General features: G+C 64.7%; 13 protein-coding genes. 4 read left to right on the top strand and 9 right to left on the bottom strand.

Translation table 11 applies throughout. The features are described 5' to 3' along the window. Positions 1 to 22 precede the first annotated feature (22 nt). Both AC1MLZ_RS03640 and AC1MLZ_RS03635 read left to right on the top strand, forming a co-directional pair. The gene (locus AC1MLZ_RS03640) at positions 23 to 2,143 is read left to right on the top strand and encodes a TonB-dependent siderophore receptor (protein WP_480960502.1); all 2,121 of its coding nucleotides are present in this window, start codon (positions 23 to 25) and stop codon (positions 2,141 to 2,143) included. Between the two features lie 70 nt (positions 2,144 to 2,213). Then, positions 2,214 to 3,941, top strand: coding sequence for an amidohydrolase (locus AC1MLZ_RS03635; RefSeq protein ID WP_480960501.1), 1,728 nt, complete (start codon positions 2,214 to 2,216; stop codon positions 3,939 to 3,941). A gap of 23 nt (positions 3,942 to 3,964) precedes the next feature. Here AC1MLZ_RS03635 and AC1MLZ_RS03630 read toward each other — a convergent pair whose 3' ends face one another. From AC1MLZ_RS03630 to AC1MLZ_RS03620, 3 genes are all read right to left on the bottom strand, one after another. Further along, positions 3,965 to 4,606, bottom strand: a complete 642-nt coding sequence (locus AC1MLZ_RS03630; protein WP_480960500.1) for an FMN-binding negative transcriptional regulator — start codon at positions 4,604 to 4,606, stop codon at positions 3,965 to 3,967. 46 nt (positions 4,607 to 4,652) lie between these two features. Further along, positions 4,653 to 5,537 (bottom strand): alpha/beta hydrolase, encoded by an 885-nt coding sequence (locus tag AC1MLZ_RS03625; RefSeq protein ID WP_480960499.1) that lies wholly within the window; start codon positions 5,535 to 5,537, stop codon positions 4,653 to 4,655. 87 nt (positions 5,538 to 5,624) lie between these two features. Then, positions 5,625 to 6,680: an ornithine cyclodeaminase gene (locus AC1MLZ_RS03620; RefSeq protein WP_480960498.1), complete on the bottom strand. Its 1,056-nt coding sequence runs from the start codon at positions 6,678 to 6,680 to the stop codon at positions 5,625 to 5,627. A gap of 162 nt (positions 6,681 to 6,842) precedes the next feature. Between AC1MLZ_RS03620 and AC1MLZ_RS03615 the strand changes: the two genes are divergently transcribed. Continuing rightward, the gene (locus AC1MLZ_RS03615) at positions 6,843 to 7,289 is read left to right on the top strand and encodes an Lrp/AsnC family transcriptional regulator (protein ID WP_480960497.1); all 447 of its coding nucleotides are present in this window, start codon (positions 6,843 to 6,845) and stop codon (positions 7,287 to 7,289) included. Between the two features lie 19 nt (positions 7,290 to 7,308). Here the strand turns inward: AC1MLZ_RS03615 and putA are convergent, their stop codons facing one another. Beyond that, positions 7,309 to 10,914, bottom strand: a complete 3,606-nt coding sequence (putA, locus tag AC1MLZ_RS03610) for a trifunctional transcriptional regulator/proline dehydrogenase/L-glutamate gamma-semialdehyde dehydrogenase (RefSeq protein WP_480960496.1) — start codon at positions 10,912 to 10,914, stop codon at positions 7,309 to 7,311. Positions 10,915 to 11,011: 97 nt separating this feature from the next. On the opposite strand from putA, the gene AC1MLZ_RS03605 reads away from it, so the two are divergent. Next, a complete protein-coding gene (locus AC1MLZ_RS03605; RefSeq protein ID WP_480960495.1) occupies positions 11,012 to 11,482 on the top strand; it encodes an Lrp/AsnC family transcriptional regulator in 471 nt (156 codons plus the stop codon). 159 nt (positions 11,483 to 11,641) lie between these two features. Here the strand turns inward: AC1MLZ_RS03605 and AC1MLZ_RS03600 are convergent, their stop codons facing one another. From AC1MLZ_RS03600 to AC1MLZ_RS03580, 5 genes are all read right to left on the bottom strand, one after another. Next, positions 11,642 to 12,538: an alpha/beta hydrolase gene (locus AC1MLZ_RS03600; protein ID WP_480960494.1), complete on the bottom strand. Its 897-nt coding sequence runs from the start codon at positions 12,536 to 12,538 to the stop codon at positions 11,642 to 11,644. A 28-nt stretch (positions 12,539 to 12,566) separates the two neighbouring features. Further along, the gene (locus tag AC1MLZ_RS03595) at positions 12,567 to 13,904 is read right to left on the bottom strand and encodes a metal-dependent hydrolase family protein (protein ID WP_480960493.1); all 1,338 of its coding nucleotides are present in this window, start codon (positions 13,902 to 13,904) and stop codon (positions 12,567 to 12,569) included. A 25-nt stretch (positions 13,905 to 13,929) separates the two neighbouring features. Next, positions 13,930 to 15,612, bottom strand: coding sequence for an amidohydrolase (locus AC1MLZ_RS03590; protein WP_480960492.1), 1,683 nt, complete (start codon positions 15,610 to 15,612; stop codon positions 13,930 to 13,932). Positions 15,613 to 15,676: 64 nt separating this feature from the next. After that, positions 15,677 to 17,752, bottom strand: coding sequence for a TonB-dependent receptor (locus AC1MLZ_RS03585; RefSeq protein ID WP_480960491.1), 2,076 nt, complete (start codon positions 17,750 to 17,752; stop codon positions 15,677 to 15,679). A 257-nt stretch (positions 17,753 to 18,009) separates the two neighbouring features. Beyond that, a complete protein-coding gene (locus tag AC1MLZ_RS03580) occupies positions 18,010 to 18,609 on the bottom strand; it encodes an FMN-binding negative transcriptional regulator (RefSeq protein ID WP_480960490.1) in 600 nt (199 codons plus the stop codon). Positions 18,610 to 18,778: the final 169 nt, after the last annotated feature.

Here is an 18,778-nt window from a genome sequence, read left to right as displayed (position 1 = left end):
CGACGAGCAATGGGGTGGTGACATGACGAAGCGGTTCGAACACGAAACGTCACGCAGGCAGCAATTCCGGCTGGCGCTGATGACGGCTTGTATAATGGCCGGCGGGGCCGGCACGGCCTTCGCACAGGCGCGTGACCAGGACACTGAGGTCCGCACGAGCGACGAGATCACGGTGACTGGCACGCGTGCGCTGTCGGGCACCAAGACCGATACGCCGCTGAACGAGGTTCCGCAGTCGATCAGCATCATCACCGCCGAAGATTTCAAAGACCGCGCTGCAGTCAATCTGCAGGACGTTATCCGCTACAGCGCGGGCGCGACCAGCGAACTGAACGGCGTCGATACCCGCGGCGATTTCCTCGCAGTGCGCGGCACCGGCGCCGAGCAGTATCTCGACGGCCTGAACCGCATGCCGGGCTTCATCTATGGCGGTCGTCTCGAGATCTTTACCGTCGAGCGCGCAGAACTGCTGCGCGGGCCTTCCTCGACGCTGTACGGCGGCGGCGGTGCGGGCGGCATCCTCAATTCGATCAGCAAGCGGCCGCAGACTGTGTTCGGCGGCGAGATGGGCGTCACCTACGGCACCGACGACTTCAAGCAGACGCAGATCGACGTCACCGGCCCGATCGTCGACGGCGTGTCGGCGCGGCTGGTCGGCCTGTACCGTGATGCTGAGCTGCAGCAATCGGGGCAGCAGAACGATCGCACCGTCGTCATGCCCGCCGTCACGCTCCGGCCCGGTCCGCGGACCGAGGTGACGTTCATCGGTCTGTACCAGCGCGATAAATTAGGTAGCCAGACATATCTGCCGACCAGCAAGACGATCGACGGCAGCGGCCCCACACGCATCTCCAACGATTTCTATCTCGGCGAGCCGGATTATAACCACACGTTCGCGAGCCATTACGCACTGTCGATCCTCGCGACGCACAAGTTTAGCGATAATCTGACGTTCAGCACGCGAAACCGGACGTTCGAGCAGGACACCGACTATCAGGAGGTGTTCGGCTATACCGGCTTCCCCGGCGGCGCCTATGCCGATGCAGGCCGCACCATCGCCCAGCGCGCCTGGTATCTGAACCGCGCCCAATATACCGGCCTCAACAGCGACAATAACCTGGTGCTGCGCGTCGGCACCGGCCCGCTGGTCCACCAGATCCTCGCCGGCTTCGACTATACCGAGTTTCGCGAGAACAAGCGCGAGGGCTTTGGCGCGGCACCCGGCCTCAACCTCTACAATCCCGTCTATGGCGTGCCGTTCGCGAATGGCGAGCAATGGGCGACGGATACCCGCAACTCGCAGACCGGCTTCTATTTCCAGGATCAGATCCGGGCCTGGGACCGCGTCTCGCTGGTATTCGGCGCGCGCCACGACAACGTCAAATCGAACGTCAACGGCGTCGATCTGGAATCGAACAAGGCCTGGACGTTCCGCGGCGGCATTATCGCCGATGTCGTCAAGGGTGTGTCGCCCTATTTCAATTATTCCGAATCGTTCCTGCCGGTGTTCGGATCGAACTTCTTCGGTGTCGCCTATGTGCCGCGCACCGGACGCCAGTATGAGGCAGGTATCAAGGTTCAGCCAACCCCGCGGATGCTGTTCACTTTCGCGGCCTACGACATCAAGGAACAGAATGTCCTGATCGCCGACCCAAACGAGCTGCAGAACTTCATCCAGGGCGGCTCGACCCGGTCGCGCGGCATCGAGGCGGAAGCCAATATCAAGCTGCCGGGTAATTTCGACCTGACCGCGTCGTACAGCTACACCAAGGCCGAATATCTGAAGGTCGATGGCCGCCTGCGTGGCGACCGGCGCGAGAATCTGCCCGAGCATCAGGCATCGGCCTGGACGTCGAAGCGCTTCGACCTTGGCGGCGACCTGAGCGTGAAGGTCGGCGCCGGCGTCCGCTATCAGGGCAACAAGGTCAGCTTCGACCAGCTCTACCGCGTCGATCCAGTGACGCTGGCGGACGCGATGATCGAGCTGGCGTACGACAAATGGTCGTTCTCGGTGAACGGCTCGAACATTTTCGACACGCGGGTCTATACCAACTGCACCTACACCGCGGCGCCGATCAACGAAGGCTATTGCTACCTCGGCAAGGATCGCACCGTCCTCGCCTCGCTGCGCCGCCGCTTTTGAACCGGCGTCCTGGCCGGGGTACCGCACGGGTGCCCCGGCCGTTTTCAATTCTGGCAGGATCGTTTTGCCCATGATGACCCGACACGTCCGCACCGTCGCACTCGGCCTTGTTCTCGCTGCCGTAGCCAGCAGTACCTCAGTCGCGCAGGATGCTGCGCCGAAGGTCGTCGCCGACCTGATCCTGCGCAATGCCCGCATTTATACCGTCGAGGACGGCAAATGGGCGGAGGCCGTGGCGATCAAGGACGGCCGGATCCTCACGGTCGGCTCGAACGCCGCGGTCGCGGCGCGCGCTGGGGCGGGCACGCGTACGCTCGACATGCACGGCAAGCTGCTGATGCCGGCGTTCGGCGATGCGCATGCGCACCCGATCTTCGGCGGCATGAGCTATGCGCGCTGCGCGCTCCACGAAGGCAAGACGCTCGACGACTATCGCCGGATCATCACCGAGTGTGTCGCGAAGACGCCGGGCACCGGCACCGTGTTCGGCTCGGGCTGGAACCAGAGCCTGTTCCCGCCCAAGGGCATCCCGGATAAGGCGCTGCTGGATTCGATCTCGAAAGACCGGCCGCTGATCTTCGAAGCGGACGGCCACACCTTGTGGGTCAATTCCAAGGCGCTCGAACTTGCGAAGATCACGCGCGACACGCCCGATCCGAAGAACGGGACGATCGACCGCGACGCGAACGGGGAGCCGGTCGGTGGGCTCGAGGAATCCGCGATGGCCCTGGTCGAACCGCTGGTGCCGCCGCCGAGCGCCAAGGACCTGGAGGGTGCGATCCTCTACACGGTCCGGCTGTTCAACAGCATGGGCATCACATCATGGCACGATGCTGCGGTCGAATGGGACAAGCGCGGCACCAGCAAGGCGATCGACGCCTACAAGGTCGTCAAGGACAGCGGCGCACTGACCATGCATACCGTGATGGACCTGCGCTGGAACAATGACCGCGGGATTGATCAGCTGCCCGACCTGCTCCAGGTTTCCGCGCGCGCGAAAGCGAGCGGGCTGACCGCCAACGGCGTTAAGTTCTTCATCGACGGCGTCATTCCGCAGCAGACCGCGGCGATGCTCGCTCCCTATGAGGGCACCAAGGTCAAGGGCGCGGCCCAGATCACGCTTGCCGCGCTGGGGGACGCGGTGTCGCAGATCGACGCCCGCGGCATGCAGTCGCATTTCCACGCGATCGGCGATGCCGGGGTACGCGAGGCACTCGACGCGGTCGCGATCGCCCGCAAGCACGATGGCCTGCGTGACACACGGCCGATGATCTCGCACATGAACGTGATCGACCCGGCCGACCAGCCCCGCTTCGGCGCGCTCGGAGTCACTGCGATCTTCCAGCCGCTCTGGGCGTGCGACGAGCCCTATATGCGGCTGACGATGGAACGGATCGGGCCGGTGCGATCGGGCTATATCTATCCCAGCAACAGCATCATCAAGTCCGGCGGCCGGATCGCCTATGGTGCCGACTGGTCGGTCGCCTCGGCCAACCCGTTCGAGGGGATCGAGGTCGCGCTGACCCGAGTCGGGCCGGATTCGAAACTGGCGCCGCTGAACGAGAACGAGCGGATCACGCTTGCGCAGGCGATCCGCGCCTACACGCTCAACGTCGCCTATGTGAACCATCTCGACAAGGAGACCGGATCGATCGTGCCGGGCAAGAGCGCCGACCTGATCGTGCTCGATCGCGACCTGTTCAAGATCCCGGCGACCGACATCCACAATGCCAAGGTGCTGGTGACGCTGTTCCAGGGCAAGCCGGTATTTGGCAGCTTGGACGGTGCCGCGCGCTGAACGACGGCCTTCTGGACGACGGGCTATAGCCGGTCCGCGTTGAACCGCCGGATCCAGCGTCGCATCGCTGGATCCGGATGGTTGGCGAGCAGCGCGCGCAACACCTCGGGACGCTCGTCCTGCGCCAGCTTGAACTTGCCCTGCACGTCGATCACCCGCGCCCGGAAGCCGATGATCGCCTCCAGCATGCCATGATAGCGCAGGCCCATCTGCGCCGTCGTCCAGGGTGCCGCACGGTCATTTTCCATCGCGTCGATCAACACGTCCAGCGCGTCTGCGGTCTGCGCAGGATCGAAACGGATGTCCGTCTTGATCACGAGCTGCGCGTAATTCCAGGTCGGCGCCCAGTCGTCGAGCTTGGCATGCTCGGGCGACATATACGCCTCGGGGCCGCGGAAGAGCAGCGTCGCCTCGGGATTGCGGCTCAACGTCGCGTAGAGCGGGTTCGATCGCGCCAGATGGCCGATCAATTCGGTCAGCCGTCCGCCTTCGTCATATACGGCGATCAGCGGCAAGAGGCTCGCCACGGCGCCATCATGCCGCGCGGTCACCCAGGCCAGCGGATATTCCGTGATCAACGCGTGCACGTCGACATCGTCGAACCGTTCGAACGGGCCACGCGCAACCTGATCCGCAAAGGGCGCGGCCGGCTTTTCCTCAATCATATGTCATACCCTGCACGATACGGTAATGCTGGAAGAGAAGCGGTGCTCAAGGCCATGCGAAGGCAAAGCGCAAGGTTTCGGAGACCGCGCGGCTCGGCACCGTCATATGGCCTTCGCCAGCGTAAATTTCGAAGCGGGTGCGCAGCCCGAACGCGGACAAGGGCCCGAGCCGCTGGGCGAACGCTTCGGCATCCCAGCGTTCGAGCGCGGTTTCCTCCCGCTCGCCTGCAACGACCATCAGGCGTGCAACCTTCGGAATCTTGCCAGCCTGCAGCCACGCCGCAAAGTCGCGCTCTGCCTCAAGCATCTCGCGGTCGTGCCAGAACAGCGACGGGCTGGCCGCGATAATCGCATGAAACGCACCCGGCCGCTCGTACAGCGCGTGGACCGCGAACAGGCCGCCGAGCGAATGGCCGAACAACGCTTGGCGATCGAGGTCGATCTTGAAGCGCTTGCCGATTTCGGTTCGCAGCGTGCCGGTCAGGAAGTCGAGGAAGGAATTCCACCCGCCGACGCGTTCCTTCGTGAACCGATCCCGCCAGGGTTGCGGCATCGGCCCGCCGGTTAAATCGTACAGCCGCCGCGTATTATACGTGTGGTCGCCGGGATAGCCGACACCGACGATGATCGACTTGCCGACGTCGGCCGCCTCCTGGATCCGCCGCGCCTCCGCAAAGCCGGCGAACACCGCGTTGCCGTCGAGCACGTACAGCACCGGGAACCCCTCGGGCGGGGCAGGCGCTGTCGGATAGGAGACGAGAATGCGATAGGCTTCGCCGGTATCCGAGCGCAGTTCCCAGGACTGGGTGTTGGGCATGGTGTAGCCCGACGCTGCCTGCGACGGGGGGGCGACCTCCCGTGCCGTGACAGGCGAGGGCAGCGCAATCGCGATCGCCGCGCCACTTGCCAAAAGCTTCCAGACCCTGCGCATCCGCTTACTCCCTGCCGCAAGGATAGGAGGCTTCGATCGCCGAGCCAGCGATGGGATGGGTGAAGTCCGATTATTCGGGGTAACCGGCTAGGCGACCGCGGGCAGGGCGCCATGCGGTTCGGGCTGGCGTAGCATGCCATACAGGTCGCGGGGGTTCGCCGGACGCGCCAGCAGATCGATCTCGCGGTGCAGCGTGACATCGTTCGTTGCGTCGAACAGATACGTAAGCGCGGAGAAGTCCTCGATCGCGAAGCCGACTGAGTCGAACAGGGTTATGTCGTCGCGGTGCTCGCGGCCCGCTGCGATGCCGGCGATGACCTCCCACAACTCGGTGACCGAGAAATCGGCCGGCATCTGCTGAATCTCGCCCTCAATCCGGGTCTGCGGTTCATACTCGACGAAGACGCGTGACCGGTTGAGGATCGCCGCCTGCAACTCGGTCTTGCCTGGGCAGTCGCCGCCGACCGCGTTGATGTGGATTCCGCTGCCGATCATGTTGTCGGACAGCACGGTCGACGCACGTTTGTCCGCCGTGACGGTCGTGACGATGTCGACGCCTTCTACTGCTTCGCCGGCCGTGTCGGTAGCGACGATGCGCAGCCCCCCGTCGCGAATAACGTCGCGCATGTTGGCGATGAACTTGGCGGTCGCCGCCGGATCGACGTCGAACACGCGGAGGTCGGTGATCCCCAACACCGCCTTGAACGCCGTCGCCTGGAATTCGGATTGCGCGCCGAGACCGATGATCGCCATGCTCCGCATGCCCGGCCGCGCCAGATGCTTGGCAGCGAGCGCCGACATCGCCGCCGTGCGCAGCGCCGTCATCAGCGTCATCTCGGCGATCATCAGCGGATAGCCCGTCGCGACGTCGGCCAGCACGCCGAAGCCGGTGACCGTCTGCAATCCCTTTGCCTGATTGGCAGGATGGCCGTTGACGTATTTGCAGCCGAACCGTTCGGCGTCGGCGATCGGCATCAATTCGATCACGCCGTGTGGCGAATGCGCGGCGTAGCGCGGCGATTTATCGAACGCGTCCCAGCGACGATAATCCCGCTCAATTTGTTCGACCAGTTCGACGAGAATGCTCTCGAGCCCCCGTTGGCGCACCAGCGCGATCACATGTTCCACTTCGACCAATCGCATCGTCACAGTCTCCCCGATGCCGGATGATGCGCAGCGAAGGTCGATAGGCGAAACCGGAAGAACGTTGCAATTCGAGAGGCCGGTCGTACACCTTGCATAGGCTTGGCGAGCAGATTGCACATTCCCGCTGGTATGGCGTTTTGCTCCGGATACACTGACGGCATGAATCGATCTCCGACTCACCCCGCGCTGACCATCGACGCGATCGACCGGCGGTTGATCGCGGAACTGCGTGCCGACGCGCGCAGGCCGGTATCGAAGATCGCACTTAATCTAGGCATCGCCCGCGGCACGGTGGAGAAACGCCTTGCTCGGCTGATCGATGGCGGCGTGATTTTGGGCTTCACCGTGCGCGCGTCGGATGCCGCCGTGTCAACAGTCCGCGCGATCATGCTGATCGAGGTCGCGGGGCGGTCTACCAGTGCAGTCATCCGCAACCTGCACGGGCTGCCGGAACTCCACACGCTGCACACCACCAACGGCGCGTGGGATCTGGTGGCGGAACTACGCGCCGACAGCCTGCCCGATTTCGACCGCGTGCTGCGGGAAGTGCGGGGCATCGACGGGGTCCTGAACAGCGAGACGAGTATCCTGCTGTCGTCGATCTGACCCCGTCGGCGTCTTACTCCTAGCCGATCATCATCAGGCTGGCGTTACCCCCTGCCGCGGCGGTGTTGATCGAGGTCGACACCTCTTCCAGCAACCCTTCCGCCGCATAGGCGCGAGGCGCGTTCGGGTTGGCGGCATGGACCGACACGATCGGGCCGGACATCGCCGCCATCGCTTGCGTAAGCGCCGTCACGGCGGCCGCATCCCCCTCGACCAGCGCGACGGCGAACGGTGCACCGGGCTGTTCCGCAAACGACGCGGCGAGGCTGGCGGGCAGCCCGTCCGGCAGCGCCATGCCGTCGACCGTTCCGGTATTTCCCGTCGCCAGCACCACGGCCATCTGCTCCAGCAGGCCGGCGGGCGTGGTGGGCTTCATCAGGACCCGCCCGCGTGGGTGCAATGCATAGAGGTTACGCTCGCCGACCGGGCCGGGAAGTTCACGCTCGACGCTCGGCGCAACGGCTTCGGCATAGCGTAGCGCAGTCGCCGCCGCATCGGCGTCGCCGCGTTCGTCCAGCCATGCGACGAACGCGGCAAGGTGTGGATTCGGCTGCTCGCCATACGATCTGGACGCTGCGGCTCCGGTGCCGAGCCGCCCCAGATACAGCGGCCCACCCGCCTTCGGACCTGTGCCCGAAAGGCCACGCCCGCCGAACGGCTGCACGCCGACGATCGCGCCGATGACGTTGCGGTTGATGTAGATATTCCCCGCCTTCACCCGCGCGGTGATCTGCGCGACGGTGTCGTCGAGCCGCGTGTGCAGGCCGAACGTCAGGCCGTAGCCGGTCGCGTTGATCGCATCGACCAGCGCGTCCAGGCGCTCGCGACGGAACCGGACGACGTGCAGCACGGGGCCGAACACTTCGCGGTCGAGATCGGCGATCGAGTCGATCTCGATGATCGTGGGCGGCACGAACGTCCCGTGCGCGCACTCCGCCGGCAAGGCCTGCTGGTCGATGCGGTGACCGTCGGCACGCATCCGTTCGATATGCGCATCGATCCCCGCCTTTGCCTCGGCGGTGATGACCGGGCCGATATCGACCGAAAGCCGGTCCGTCCGTCCGATCCGCAACTCCTTCAGCGCGCCCTTCAGCATGGTCAGCGTGCGATCGGCGACCTCTTCCTGGAGGCACAGGATGCGCAGCGCCGAACAGCGCTGGCCGGCGCTGTCGAATGCCGAGGCGATCACGTCCGCGACGACCTGTTCGGCCAGCGCCGAGGAATCGACGATCATCGCATTCTGGCCGCCGGTCTCGGCAATCAGCGGGATCGGCGCACCCGTTGCGGACACACGCGTCGCCAACTGGCGCTGGATCAGTCGTGCAACGTCGGTCGAGCCGGTGAACATGACGCCCGCCACCTCGGGCGCGGCGACCAATGCGGCGCCGATCGCGCCATCGCCCGGAACGAGTTGCACCGCGTCCGCCGGGATGCCAGCGGCATGAAACAGTCGCACGGCTTCGGCGGCGATCAGCGGCGTCTCCTCGGCCGGCTTGGCCAGCACCGGATTGCCTGCCACCAGCGCGGCGGCGACCTGTCCGGCGAAGATTGCGAGCGGGAAGTTCCACGGGCTGATGCAGACGACCGGCCCCAGCGGTTGCTGATGGGAGGCGGCATTCGCGCGCGCCTGCTCGGCATAATAGCGCAGGAAATCGATCGCCTCGCGCACTTCGGCGATCGCATTCGCCACCGACTTGCCGGCCTCGCGCACCGCCAGCCCGATCAGCACCGGCATCCGCGCCTGCATCGCGTCGGCCGTTCGATCGAGCGCCGCGGCGCGATCGGCGACCGGCTTCGCGTGCCAGTCGCTGGCGTTCGCGCGGGCAACCGCGGCGCGGGCCTGCTCGGACGAGGCTTCCGTGACGTGGCCCACGACATCGCGGTGATCGGCGGGATTAAGCACCGGACGCGGCTCGCCCAATCCATCCGACGGCGCGGCAGTCCACGCGATCGCGGCGCTGTCCTCCAACGATCCGGTGAGCGTCGCCAATGCCGTCTCGTCGCTGAGATCGATGCCGTCCGAATTGCGGCGATCGGGATACAGGTCGCCCGGCAACGCGATCGCGTCGTGGTGCCCGCCAGGGTGCGGCATCGCCGACACGATCTCGACCGGGTCGGCGATCATCTCGTCGATCGATACCGCAGGGTCGGCGATCCGGTTGACGAACGACGAGTTGGCCCCGTTCTCAAGCAGGCGCCGCACTAGATACGCGAGCAAGGTCTCATGCGTGCCTACCGGCGCGTAGATACGGCACGGCCGATCGAGCTTGTCCTTGCCGACCACCTGTTCGTACAGCGGCTCGCCCATGCCGTGCAGGCACTGGAACTCGTATTTGCCGATCTCGAAATCCGGTCCGGCAAGACGGTAGATTGTCGCCAGGGTCTGCGCATTGTGCGTCGCGAACTGAGGGAACACAGCATCCGGCGCGGCAAGCAGCTTCCGTGCGCAGGCGACATAGGCGATATCGGTGTGGAGTTTGCGCGTATAGACCGGGAAATCGGCCAGCCCGTCGACCTGCGCGCGCTTGATCTCGGCATCCCAATAGGCACCCTTGACCAGCCGGACCATGATCCGGCGATCCGCACGGCGCGCGAGATCGACGATCCAGTCGATCACGAACGGGCAGCGCTTGCCATATCCCTGCACCACGAAGCCAAGCCCGTTCCAGCCCGCCAGTTCCGGATCGAGCGCAAGCTCTTCGAGCAGGTCGAGCGACAGTTCGAGGCGGTCGGCTTCCTCCGCGTCGATGTTGAAGCCGATGTCGTAGCGCTTCGATAACAGCGCGAGCCGCTTAAGGGCGGGGAGCAGTTCCTCCATCACGCGCACCGCCTGACCACGTACATAGCGGGGGTGGAGCGCGGACAGCTTGATCGAGATGCCGGGCCCGCCATAGACGCCGCGCCCCGCTGATGCCTTGCCGATCGCGTGTATCGCGTTCTCGTAGTCGGCATAATAGCGCGCGGCGTCGGCCGCCGTGGTCGCTGCTTCGCCGAGCATGTCGTAGCTGTAGCCGAACCCCTTGCTCTCCATCTCCCTGGCGCGCTTCAGAGCTTCGGCGATCGTCTCACCAGTGACGAACTGTTCGCCCATCATCCGCATCGCGAGATCTACGCCGCGCCGGATGACGGGTTCGCCGACCCGCGCGACCAGCCGAGAGAGCGCCGCTCCGAGCCCGCGATCGTCGACGCTCCCGACCAGCTTACCGGTCACGACCAGCCCCCACGTCGCAGCGTTCACGAACAGCGACTTCCCGCCGCCGAGATGTGCGCTCCAGTCGCCGCCGGCGATCTTGTCGCGGATCAGCGCATCGCGCGTCGCATGGTCGGGAATCCGCAGCAGTGCCTCGGCTAAGCACATCAGCGCTATGCCTTCCTGGCTCGACAGCGAATATTCCTGGACCAGCCCCTCGACGCCGGTGCCGCGGTGATCGGCGCGCAACCGCGTGACAAGTTCGCGGGCTGTTTCGCGCACTGCATCACGTGTCCGCGGGTCGAGCGTAGCCGCGGCGATCAACGGGGCCAGCGCCTCGGCCTCGTCGCGGCGATACGCGGCGGTGATCGCCATACGCAGCGCCGATGGTGCGCGGATGGCAGGGGCGAAGGCGGCGAACGGCTGGCTGGTCATAACAGATCATAGATCGCTTCCGAAAACCGATCAGACTTATATATGGAGTTGGAACGGGCGATCTGCCCTATTTGAACTTCTCAAACAGGCGGATGGCATGGAGAAACCGGCATCATTAGTCGAAATGGACGAGTTCGATCGCCGGATCGTGGCGGCGCTGCTCGGCGACGGGCGGATGACGGTAACCGATTTAGCACGCGTTGTCGGACTGTCGAAGACGCCGTGCCAGGTACGCCTGCGCAAATTGATCGCCAGCGGCGTGATCCGCGGGTTCTGCGCGATCGTCGATGCGGAAAAGATGGGGATGGATCACGTCGCCTTTGCCGAAGTGAAGCTCGACGATACGCGCGAACATGCGCTGAAGGCGTTTAACGCGGCGGTCCTGCGCATCGCGGAGGTTGAGGAGTGCCACATGATCGCCAGCAGCTTCGATTATCTGCTAAAGGTCCGTACAGCCGATATCCGTCGCTATCGTGCGGTGCTCGGCGAAAAGATCTCCAGCCTGCCGCATGTGGCGAGCACGTCCACGTTCGTCACAATGGAGACGATAAAGGATCGGGGTAGATAAGGCGTTTAATCGGCTCGTCACACTCGAGTATCGCTAAAGGGCGATATATCGAGGATCCGGAATCGGCTACTGAGTTCAATCAGGATATCAATGTCCTAGCCGAACCGAACGACCCACCCGATCTGTTTGACATGCGGTGCTTGCCGCGTCGAGCCCGGGTCAGGGAACACCAACCACGAAACGCAGCGTCGGCGTAATCGCGCGATAGGGTACGGAGATATGCGTTTCGCCATCGAAATTGGCGAAGCGGGTACGCAGCCCATAGCCGGAGAGCGGCTGGAGGCGCCGAACCAGCGCCTCAACATCCCAAGTGATCGTGGCGGCAGCGTCGCGTTCGCCGGTCAACAACAGGAGGCGGCTGATGCGGGTGGCGATCTTGCCGGTCGTCAGCCGATTGGCGAAGGCGCGCTCTTCGGCCAGCAGAGACTGGTCGTTCCACCATTGCGACGGACTGGCGGCAATGATCGCCTCGAACGCGTCGGGGCGGGCGTAGAACAGGTGCAGCGCGAACAGTCCGCCGAGCGAATGGCCGAACAACGACTGGCGATCGGGCGCGATTTTGTATCGTCTCGCGATCTCGGGGCGTAGCTGATCGAGCAGGAAGCGCGCGAAATGCTGATTGCCGCCGGCCTTGAACCCGCCTGTGGCGGCTGGTGGCATCGCGGCCGGCCAGGCTGGAGTGAGATCGTAGAGCCGACGCTTCATGTCGTACGCCTGATCGGTCGGATAGCCCACGCCGACCACGATCAGCCCGCCGCCGGCCTGTTTGGCGAATTCCTCGAGCCGGCGTTCGCCCGCGAAGCCCGGGAAGAACGCATTGCCGTCGAGCACGTAGAGTACGGGAAAGCCGCCGTCCGGCGCAGGCTGCGAGGGTGCGGAGACGAATATGCGGTATACTTGCCCATCGTCGTTGGCCGTGACGTCGAACACCTGGGTGTTGGGCAAGGTGTAGCCGGGGACCGGCGGCGCGGCCTGTTGTGCGGTAGCGGTGGTTGCGCCGCACAACGCGAGTCCCAGGGCCGCGAGGCGGAGCGCGGTTCGTGCAGGTGTGGGCATCGGAATTCCTCGTATCTTGCGGTCGCGATCAGACCATCAGGTTCTTGTGGATCACGCCGTCCTTGACGATCAGCAGCAGGTTCCGTTCGTAATCCTCGAGCAGGTGCAGGTCGTCCAGGGGGTTGCCACGGATCAGCAGCAGGTCTGCCCAGGCGCCCTGCTTGACCACGCCGAGCGGCGCGGCGCGGTACGGGTTGCGTTTGCCGCTGTGCGCGAACAGGCTGCAATTGCCGGAGGTCGCGATGCGCAGCACTTCCGCGTTCGAGAACACCGTCCCGAGCCGCGGCAACATCGCGTTCTCGGTGCGTGAGCCGGGCGTGCGTGAAAAAAGATCGGTGCCGAACGCGACGTTGACGCCGTGCTTCCTTGCCAGCCTTACGCTGGACTGCCAGCCGGCGGTGCCGAGCGACTCGGTGGCCTTCACCATCTGAGCGGGGCTAAGGATGTTGTCGCCGTTCTCGAACGGCTGGGTCGACAGCCATGCGCCTTTTTCGGCCATGCGTGCCGCCGCCGCGTCGTCGATCAGATGACCATGCTCGATCGACAGCACCCCGGCATCGAGGCATCGCTGCACGCCGGCGGCCGTGTAGACATGCGCGGAGGCATAGGTGCCCCAGTCGGTCGCCGCTTGGACGATCGCGCGCAGTTCGTCCGGTGTGAACTGCAGCGTGTCGATGGGATCGAAATCCGACGTCACACCGCCGCCGGCCATGATCTTGATTTGGGTGGCGCCTCGCTTGAACTGCTGGCGGGCGGCGGCGAGCACTTCGGGGACGCCGTTCGCGACTGCCGTCATTCCCGATCGACGATAGCGCGATGCGCCGCCGCCCAGCGTGGGGGGCAGTTCGTCGACCGGATCGAAATCGGCATGCCCGGACGTCTGCGAGATCGCGGCACCGCTCGGATAGCAGCGCGGGCCGGGCATGATGCCGTGCTCGATCGCGTCGCGGATGCCGAAGATCGATCCGGCCGTGTCACGCACCGTGGTGAAGCCGCGCATCAGCTGCCGCTCGGCATCCTTGAAGATCAGCGCGACCGAGACCGCATCCTCCGGGCCCATCCACGATGCGCCTTTCACCGCCGACATGTGCCAATGCGCGTCGGTGAGGCCCGGCATCAGCGTATGGCCAGCAGCGTCGATCACGGTCGCCCCGGCGGGGACGGGGATGTCGCCGGCAGAGATGGCGTCGATCCGGTCGCCCGTGATCCGCACGTTGCGCGGGGTGCGCGCGCTACCGGTGCCGTCGAACAGATAGCCGTTGCGGATCAGGATCGTCGTCGCGGCGGGGGCCGTTGCGGCGATGCCGAGCAGGGGCAGGGCGGCCAGCCCGGTCAGGGCGGCGCGGCGGCTCAAGGGCAAGGTCATTCTATTCTCCAGCAAGCAGCGAACGTCATCCGCGCGGCGCCGCGGCACTTGTATAGCGTTCCTGCCCATCGACGAAGGTGCGCAGCACGCTGGTCTTGAGATATTGATCCGACGGCGCGGTCAGCAGGTTGCGGTCGAGCACGACGATATCGGCGAGATATCCCGGTGCGATCCTGCCCAGGCGATCCTCCTGGAAGCCGGCAAAGGCCGCGGTGCGGGTGTAGGCGGTGAGCGCCGCCTCGACCAGGATGCGCTGTTCGGGATGCCAGCCGTTCGGATTGGCGCCATCGATCGTGCGGCGCAGGACCGCTGCGTCGATGCCGGTCAGCGGATCGATCGGCGCAACCGGCCAGTCCGATCCGAAACAGGTGGTGACGCCGGCATCGAGCATGGTCTTGAACGCATAGGTGCGATTCAACCGCTCCTCGCCGATCCGCTTCCCCGCCCAACGTCCGTCGTCGATCGCATGATAGGGCTGGACCGAGGCGATCACCTTCTGCCGCGCCATGCGCGACCAGGCGCCGGGGCTGAGATGCTGGGCATGCTCGATGCGGAAGCGTCGGTCACGCGAGCCGTTGCGGCGCGCGGTGTCGGCATAGATGTCGAGCACGACGTCGTTCGCCTCGTCGCCGATCGCGTGCGTGGTGATCGGCATCTTCGCAGCGTCTGCCGCGGGGATCCATGCCTTCATGTCCTCGACGCGCGTGGTCCACACGCCCCGGGTTGCGTGGTCGTCGAGATAGGGCTGATGGAATCGGGCGGTGCGTGCGCCAAGCGATCCATCCGACACGCATTTCAGTGCACCCCAGCGTACCCAATCGTCGCCACGCCCCTCCGCCTTGACCAAAGCGGCCATGCGTTCCCAATCGGCGAGCGGTACGAAGGAATAGAAGCGCAAGCCCGTCGGCCCAGCGCGCCGCAGCCGCCGTGCGGCGTCCTGCACCGACCAGTCGATTTCGGTATTATGGACCTGCGCGACGCCCTTGCTGAGCGCATGGGCGATGCCTCGCCGCATCTGTTGATCGATGATCGCCTCGGTCGGCGGCGGGATCGCCGCGAACGCGCGGTGCGTCGCATTGTCCTTCAGTACGCCGGTCGGCTCCCCGCGCTCGTCGCGCACGATGACTCCACCTGCAATGTCAGGCGTGTTGCGGTCGATCCCGACCAGCCGCAGCGCGGCGGAGTTCAGGAACAGCGAATGCAGGTCGGTGCGAGGAATTGCGATCGGCGTGTCGGCCGAGACCGCATCCACCCAGTCCTTGCGCGGCAATTGGCCACCGAACCTCTGCTCGTCCCACGGACCGCCGGTGAGCCACTGGCCCTTCGGCACATCGCGCACCGCCGCTCCGACCCGTTCGATGAACTCTGTGCGCGAACGCACTTCCAACAGATCGGGTTGGGTCAGGTTGGGCGAGCCACGCAGGAAATGGGTGTGGCAATCAGTGAAGGCCGGCATGACGAACGCGCTGCCGCAATCGATCACGCGCGTGCCTCGGCCGATCACGGAACGAACCGCCCGGTCGCCCAGCGCCGCTATGCGGTTACCGGCGATACCGACAGCGTCGGACAGCACGCCGCGGTCTCCCGTCCACACCTGTGCGTTGACCAGCGCGATATCGAGCACGCGAGCTGTTCCGAACGCTGGACCGCACAGCATGGCGGCCGCACCGGTAGCGACGAACCCGCGTCGCGTGATCTCACAGGGCATCGTCGGCCTCCTCCTGGTCTGTACTGATACGCTTGCGGGGTTGCGATGTCCGCAACCCCTTCCATCAACGAATTTCGAGCTGGATGCCAAAGGTGCGCGGGCGGACGCGAGCGTCGAAGTCCCGCGTCGAGATTCCGGCAGCGCCGACGATGAAGTGGTTCTGATTGGTGATGTTATCGATGTAGAGCGTGGCGCGGACATGGTCGGTCGCCTCGACCGAGAGGCGCGATCCGCCGATCAGCTGGCTCTGCCCGCGCGAAATCAACAGGCCACCGCTGACGGTACGATCCTGCTGCGGCGAGGTATAGTTCAACGCTCCCGACAAATGGGCCGTCCGATCGCCGATCGAGAAGGCATAGTCCGCCGACCCCGCGATCGTCGTGGCTGGCGACCGGTTCAGACGATCCCCTTTCTCGAACAGCGTGAAGCCCTGCGAGACGACCGGAGAGTCCAGCGTCAGGTCGTTCCAGTTTCCGGCCACCGACAAAGTGAGTGCCGGCGTGACGCGTGCCGAGATCTTGGCATCGATGCCGATGCCGCTTGCCGAACTGCCGTTGACCAGCGCCGTCACCACGGCCTGATTGAACGGGATGCGGAGCGACTGCTGCACGTCCTGCCAGTCGATATAATACACGGCGCTCTCGAACTGGATATGGTTGTCGAACAGGCTTGTCTTCACGCCGACCTCGTAATTGTGCAGCCGATCGGGCTTCAACGTGGGGAAGCTTGCGGGGACCAGCCCCTGGAACTGGATCGCGCCGCTGCGGAACCCCTGCGAATAAGAGAGGTAGGCGGTGGTGCGTTCGGTTGGCAGCCAGGTGAGAACGGCGCGGGGGGTCCAGGCGTTGAAATTGGCCTTCACTGGCGCGGCGACCGGCACTTCTGCACGTGCCGACACATGATCCTTGAAGTAGCGCAGGCCACCGGTCAGGCGGAACTGCCCGATCGCCTGCGTCGCCTCGCCGAACACCGCGAACGCGTTCGACTTGTCGATACCGGTATAGTTGAAGAAATTAGGATCGGTGGCCTGGATCAACTCATCGCGCGCCGAGCGATAACTGCCGCCGACGCTCCAGCTGAGCGGACCGGACCCGTTCGAGCTGAAGGTGGCTTCGTTGCTGAAAATCCTGGTCTTAAACTGGCTGGTCAGCGTCGTGTTGAAGATCGTTCCCGCATAATCGAAGATGCCGTCATTGTTGAGGGTCAGATACCCCGTCGAGTTGGTGAACGTCACGCCGCCAAGGTCGTAGGCGACCTTGAGGCCGAGCGCGTCGTAGTCGATCGACATCGGCTCGGGCACGCGGGTGCCGCGGGTATAGTCGACGGTGCCGACCGAAGGGCCGCCGTAACTGTCGCGGGCGAGCCAATAGGAAAAATCAATCCGTAGATCGTCGATCGGCTGAAAGCCGACCTTGGCGCGCAGCGACAGGTTCTTCGAGCTGTTGAAATTGTCCTTGTTCGGCCGGTCCAGCCAGCCGTCATTGTCCGTATAGCCGGCGACAAGACGGACGCCGAGCTTGTCCTCGACGATGGGTATGTTGACCATCGCATCGGCGCGGTAGTTGAGCGACCCTTCCTCGGTGTAGGACGTCGAGGCTCTGGCCTTGAAGTCCGTTGCATTAAGGTTGGCATCGTTGGTGAGGACGCGGACCACGCCGTTCAGCGCGCTGGCCCCGTACAACGTCCCCTGCGGACCGCGGAGAACCTCAACGCGCTGGAGGTCGAAGGCGTTCGAGTCCGGCGCGATCGCCGATTTGACGAAGCTGAACGGGACCGTGTCGAGATAATAGCTGACGGGATTGGACCCGTTGAGCGTCGGGGCATTGGCGGTGACGCCGCGCACGGTAACTCCGGTGCCGCCACCCTGGTAATATTGGCTCGTCGTGACACCCGGCACCGTACGGAGCGCTTCGGCGACACCTTCGACCGACGACGCATCGAGCGTCGCGCCCGACAGCACCGCGATCGAGATCGGCACCTTGTTGAGAAATTCCTCGCGCTTCTGCGCGGTGACGACGATTTCGCCCTGCGTTTCCGCCATCGGATCGTTGGCGTGGATAGCGTTGCCACCCGTAGTCTGCGCAAAAGCGGCTGCCGACTGCAGCAGTGCTACAGTGATGACGGGGACGGAAGCCGCCATCAAGAATCGGCTGAAGGTGTAAGGCATGGTAGTTCCCCTAAGTAATTGAAGTCGGCGGCCCTGAACCGCCAGGATGTTATCTGGGCACATTGCCCGCTTCGCTTCGTCGCAACCGATCGGGGTCTGTGACCTCTTGCTCGGGGACGACGCTTCTTCGAGCGGCGGCTGATCGAGTTGCCGGATCGCAACACCGAGTAATTGGCTGCGATGCCAGAGGTGCTCGGCCGGAAGTGTTCGGCAGAAGGGGCGGGCCACTCTCATCGCCCTGCGTTGAACCGTTGCATCCAGCGCACCAACTCGCGATCGGGGTGGCTCTGGAGGATATTGTGCAACGTCTCGGGCCGCTCGTCCTGGGCGAGTTTGAAGTGGGCTTCCAACGCCGTCACCGTCGCGCGGAAACCGATGATCTGCTCGCGCAACCGCGCAGACCGGTCGGCGATTTCGCCCGCGTGCCACGGGTCGGCGCGCTTGGCCTCCATCGCGTTGATCAGTACGGCGAGCGAGTGATCGGTCAGTGCTGCATCGATCTCGATATCCGCAGCGACCTTTACGTGCGCATGGTTCCAGGTCGGCGCCCAGTCGCGACGTCCGGCATGCTCGGGTGATACATAGCCTTCCGGGCCGCTGAAGAGGATGGTCGCGCGCCGCGTTTCCGACAGGCTCGTCGCCAGCGGATTGCCACGCGACAGATGGCCGATCAGCGCCACCAGTCGGCCGGCATCGTCATATTCGCCCACCAGCGGGAGCTGGCTTGCGTCGGCGATGTCCGCACCCGGTGTGAGCACCCAGGCCAACGCATGTTCCGCCACCAACGCGCGAACGTCGCGAGCATCAAACTGCGTGAATGGGCTGGACACCGGTCGACGTACTTTCTTGCTACCGATGTCCCTCTTGAATGACTTGCCCGGCCCCAAAAACCTCCAATTCTGGATTAGTCGATGGGTCCAATACCGTGTTGCCCGCAGTGGATCGCCGCCATAGACTGGTCCTGACAAGACGTTGATCGACGAAAGAGGCGGGTCCAAT

The sequence above is a fragment of the Sphingomonas sp. PEI4 genome, from assembly GCF_056679955.1.
Note: the sequence above shows the minus strand (reverse complement) of the source record. Positions and strands in the feature narration are given on the sequence as shown.